This is a genomic window from Marinobacter manganoxydans MnI7-9, from assembly GCF_000235625.1.
Lineage (GTDB): Bacteria > Pseudomonadota > Gammaproteobacteria > Pseudomonadales > Oleiphilaceae > Marinobacter > Marinobacter manganoxydans.
Window position 1 is genome coordinate 1 of record NZ_AGTR01000069.1, and the last position, 1,622, is coordinate 1,622.

General features: G+C 56.7%; 1 protein-coding gene. It reads left to right on the plus strand.

Translation table 11 applies throughout. From position 1 onward, the window contains the following. Positions 1 to 35 precede the first annotated feature (35 nt). A protein-coding gene (locus tag KYE_RS15340; protein ID WP_085986444.1) for an IS3 family transposase occupies positions 36 to 1,579 on the plus strand; the annotation gives its coding sequence in 2 pieces (ribosomal slippage) (positions 36 to 507 and positions 507 to 1,579; 1,545 coding nt in all). Positions 1,580 to 1,622: the final 43 nt, after the last annotated feature.

Genomic DNA, 1,622 nt, shown 5'->3' on the forward strand with positions numbered 1-1,622 from the left:
GCGTAGTTGTCGCCTGAATATTTCAGAGGACAACCATGCCCCATTATTCACCGGAACGTAAAGAAGCCATTCTCCAGAAGATGGCCCCACCTCACAGTCTGACTGTTGCCGAGTTGGCCAGCCAGGAAGGCATCAGTACCGCAACCTTGTACAATTGGCGTAAAGCCGCCAGAGGACGAGGTGCCGTTTTGCCATCGAATTCAGCTCATCCAGACAAGTGGAGTAGCGAAGAGAAGTTCCGCATTGTTCTGGAAACCGCCCCGATGACGGAGGCGGAAGTTAGTGAATATTGCCGTAGGAACGGCCTTTACCCGGAACAAATCGAAACCTGGAAAGCCGCCTGCATGGGAGCCAATGCCCTGTCGGATGAACAGGCCAAGCAGAATCGGCAAGCGGCCAGGGCTGAGAAAAAACGAGTCAAAAAACTCGAAGCCGAGTTGCGACGCAAGGAAAAAGCTCTGGCAGAAACGGCTGCACTGCTGACGCTGTCAAAAAAAGCCGAGGCGATCTGGGGCCCCAAAGACGAGGACGAATGACCAGCCTCCCGGATCGCCAGCAGGCGGTTACCCTGATCCAAGAGGCTCAGGGTAACGGAGCCCGGCTGGTCAAGGCCTGCGCCTTGCTGAACCTGAGTATACGCACTTATCAGCGCTGGACGGCAGATAAGGCCGTCAGCGCCGATCAACGACCGGTGGTGCCCAGACCAGCACCCACCAATAAACTCTCGGAGGCGGAGCGTCAGGCCGTGGTCTCACTGTGCAACCAGAAGGAATATCGAAGCTGTCCGCCGGCCTTCATCGTTGCGGATCAACTGGATCAGGGTCGCTACCTGGCCTCGGAATCCACCTTCTATCGGGTTCTGCGGGAGAAGGATCAAGTACACCCCAGAGGTCGGCAAAAAGCGCCCCAGAGCAAGCGCAGGGCAACTACACACAAGGCCACAGAACCGAACCAGCTGTGGTCGTGGGATATCTCATGGCTGCCGGGGCCAGCAAAAGGCACCTGGTTCTACCTGTATCTGATGCTGGACGTATACAGCCGCAAGATCGTCGGTCACGAGGTCTATCACAGTGAGACCGGCGAGCTTGCCAGCGAGTTCATCGAGAAGGCCTACTGGCGTGAACACCTGGCGACGAAGGACAAGCCTCTAGTGCTGCACTCCGACAATGGCAGCCCCATGAAGGCCTCGACCTTCTTGGAGAAACTGTACGATCTGGGTATTACGCCCTCGAACAGTCGCCCCCGGGTCAGTAACGACAATGCCTACTCGGAGTCGTTGTTCAAAACCCTGAAGTTCCGCCCGGGGTTCCCGGTAAACGGCTTCAGAACGATCGAGGAGGCCCGCAAATGGGTACTGGCGTTCGTGCGCTGGTACAACACCGAGCACCGACACAGCGCCTTGAACTACGTAACACCTCAGCAACGCCATACGGGCGAAGCTGATCAGATCCTGGCCCAGCGAAAACAGATTATCGAAGCGGCGAAAGCCGAGAACCCGCGTCGCTGGTCTGGTGATATCCGAAACTTCAGCTTGCCGGAATCAGTCACTCTGAACCCGGAAAAGGCGGCCAATTGTTAAAGAGCTGATGACTTAAACGCGACATCTACGTTGACAGACTCCG